This is a genomic window from Stygiolobus sp. CP850M (genome assembly GCF_037389425.1).
Classification (GTDB): domain Archaea; phylum Thermoproteota; class Thermoprotei_A; order Sulfolobales; family Sulfolobaceae; genus Stygiolobus.
On the sequence record NZ_JBBHKR010000072.1, the window covers coordinates 1 to 2,860 of the forward strand.

Consider the following 2,860-nt stretch of genomic DNA (forward strand, 5'->3'; position numbering starts at 1 on the left):
GGAATTACATTAAGTGTCTCCCTGAATGCTCTTATCAATAAATCTACTCCCTTCTGGTAAACCATCCTTCCCGCAAAGAGCACTAAAGGTCCGTCATCGACTCTGGCATAAGTCCAGTCGTCTTTGATCCCTATCCTGAAGCGATTATTCCAAAGCATATTCCCCGTTACATAATCCTCTGGTATAATCCTCAATCTCTCCAGTTCCTCATAAAGTCTCCTCCTTACGATATTCCTATCCGTGGTGTTGAACCTAGCTTTAGCGTATTCTATCGCCTCGTTTATGTTCCACTCAGTACCGTTGTATGTTACACAGCTCTTATTCTCTATCCAATTCCCTATGAAGTTATAAACGTCGTAAGTTAGGTAACTCTTACTTACGGTCGCTATCATATCCGCTTCATAGGCTCCAAACTTTTCTATGAAACCCGAGGACAGTTCGTCCCATACTTGTCTCGTAGTGTATAGTTCGTGTTTTATTACTTTCCATATGTAATGCGGGCAATTCATCAGACCTGCCCAGTCCTCCGATGCGTAATGCCAAGGAAATCCTACCTTGTTAATTAAATGAATTGTGTACACTAAAGGTACTATAATTCTCCTCGTTTCAAATACTTGTTTTGCCCCTACTCCTGCTAAAACTGAGTGCCAATCATGGACGTGAATAATTGACGGGACGTTTGAGGGTATAGAGAACTCCGAATATTTCATTACACCTCTTGCTAATAGAGCAGCCTTCTCGGTGATGTATGCATAAATGTTCCAATTGTCCATTAAGACCCCGGTATTGTAGTCTAGCCCCTTTACTAGGATCACGTTAAACCCGTCAAGTTTTCCTTCTTCAAATCCCAACTTATAGTGATATCTACTTCCGTCAAGTCCAACTCTGTCTCCTTCTGCGACTAAAGGTAACTCCCTGAGAGAAAGAAACTCCCTTAATTTAGGGTCTAAATGCCTCCCGTGACTGGGCATAATCACCGTTACTCTGTAACCCTTCTCTGCCAAGTTCTTGCTTAGATTATAAACTACTGGACCAAGACCTCCTAAACTAGCCACCTTTGTGAGTTCGGTAGAAATCATCCAAATGCTCTTGATTTCGTCGGACATCCAAAGTGATTCATATCTTCTCATTTAGACCACTCCTTAACATACTTCTCAAATTCCTTGTATTCTGGGTGATTTTTTAATACCTCGTAAAATTGCTTCAAAGTCCACACTTCTTTTCCCCTTTGCCCATTTACGTTAAATATGAAAGGCTCATTATTTATTCCTAGTATATTCCTCATTTCTTCTTGGAATAATGTTATAGCGTAAAACTCGTTAATGAATGCATCAATAGGTGAATTGAAAGAATTAAAATAGGAGTGAACCTCAGCGGGCCCACCACTGCCTAAGAACATATAGTAATAATGATCACTAGTAGTGAAGTACCTCCACGCCTTGATATAATCACCGCCTAACTCTTTAGCTAACATTTCCGTCCTCCTCACCATCTCGTCAAATGCCCATTGCATAATATTTCCTAACCAACTAGACTCGTCTTTGTTTACGTCTGCCCAAGAGACAGTTTGGTCTAAGGGAATTTCGTCGTACACGTTTCGATAGACTTCCCGCGGTAAAACCATCTTAACGCCGGCTCTCGTCAGCTCTCTGGGTAACCAGCGTAGGAAGTCTAGGATCCCGCTTTCTGTCCAGTGATGCTCACCGAACGTCTCATAGTCTACAAAGATCATCCCCGTATCTCCCTCAGACCAGCTTACCCAGTCTGCAAATTTCTTAGCTGTTAAGGGGTATTGATCCCAGTTTCTGTTTGAAAATCTAAAAGCAATGTCATCACTTAGTCTGTAGTTCCTCAGAAATAGGGATAGGTTTGTTCCCTTAACCCTATAAACGTGGTTCGGACTTCTCCCTTTCAATAAACTTTCCTTTCCTTCTGTGACTATTGCCTTGAAACCCATCTTCTCCACTTCTTTCGCTATCCTGAAGTTAGTGATCAACTCCGTATTCTCGAAAGTCACCGGGTTTTGGTCAAAGAGTTCTTTTATTAACTCTATGTGCTTTTTCACTTGTTCTCTCCATTCGTCCAAATCTGCCCACAATGACGTGACCGAGTGGTAATAAGTTTGTGAAAGGAACTCGACTTTTCTGGTATAAGAGAGTTGTTGTAGGAGTTCTATTACTTCTCTCCCCCACTTTTCCGCCTGCTCCACGAAAGTGCCAGAGATAGAGTAAAAGAACTTCACGTCGTATCCTTCATTTTCGCCTCTTTCGATTTCCTCAAGGATTATCTTGGTTGCTGGTACGTAACATTTCCTCTTTACCCTCTCAAAGACCTCCTTATTAAGTGAGTCGTCAAAGTACTTCGATAACACTTCACTTCTATACATTGGATTCCAAAGAAAGTCCTTTCTTATCCTGAAAGGTTGGTGTACTTCAAAGCCTATGCTGACGTGCCTCATATATATGTTTTATAAATCATTGTATAAAAATTATTAAGTGATGACAATCAGCATAGAAGATGTAAAGGTAATAATCCCGATAGGAGGAGAAGCGACCAGACTTAGACCTTTGACAGTAGAGACATCAAAAGCTGCAGTTAGGCTTCTGAACAGACCTTTAATTGAGTACACTTTACTGGAACTAGCTCGACAAGGGATAAAGGAGATAATTTTCGGTGTTAGGGGATATGTAAACTATCGTTCCTTGTTCGACTTATATAAGGAAGGAATCGGTTTTTCAGCTAGGTATCACATCAAACCTAGAGTCCACTTCAAGTACCAGCCAAGGGTTGATAGTATAGGAAATGCTGATGCCGTGAGGATAAACCTCGAATACTATGATATTCAAGAGCACTTTTTAGT

Annotated in this window: 3 protein-coding genes; 1 reads left to right on the top strand and 2 read right to left on the bottom strand. The window is 41.0% G+C overall.

The features are described 5' to 3' along the window. Both WIW89_RS09505 and WIW89_RS09510 read right to left on the bottom strand, forming a co-directional pair. On the bottom strand, positions 1-1,130 hold a 1,130-nt coding region (locus WIW89_RS09505; protein WP_337720580.1), incomplete at its 3' end, for a glycogen/starch synthase. Then, positions 1,127-2,458: a glycoside hydrolase family 57 protein gene (locus WIW89_RS09510; protein ID WP_337720581.1), complete on the bottom strand. Its 1,332-nt coding sequence runs from the start codon at positions 2,456-2,458 to the stop codon at positions 1,127-1,129. The genes WIW89_RS09505 and WIW89_RS09510, both read right to left, overlap by 4 nt. A 40-nt stretch (positions 2,459-2,498) precedes the next feature. Between WIW89_RS09510 and WIW89_RS09515 the strand changes: the two genes are divergently transcribed. Next, the coding region (locus WIW89_RS09515) for a sugar phosphate nucleotidyltransferase (protein WP_337720582.1) at positions 2,499-2,860 on the top strand (362 nt) is incomplete at its 3' end.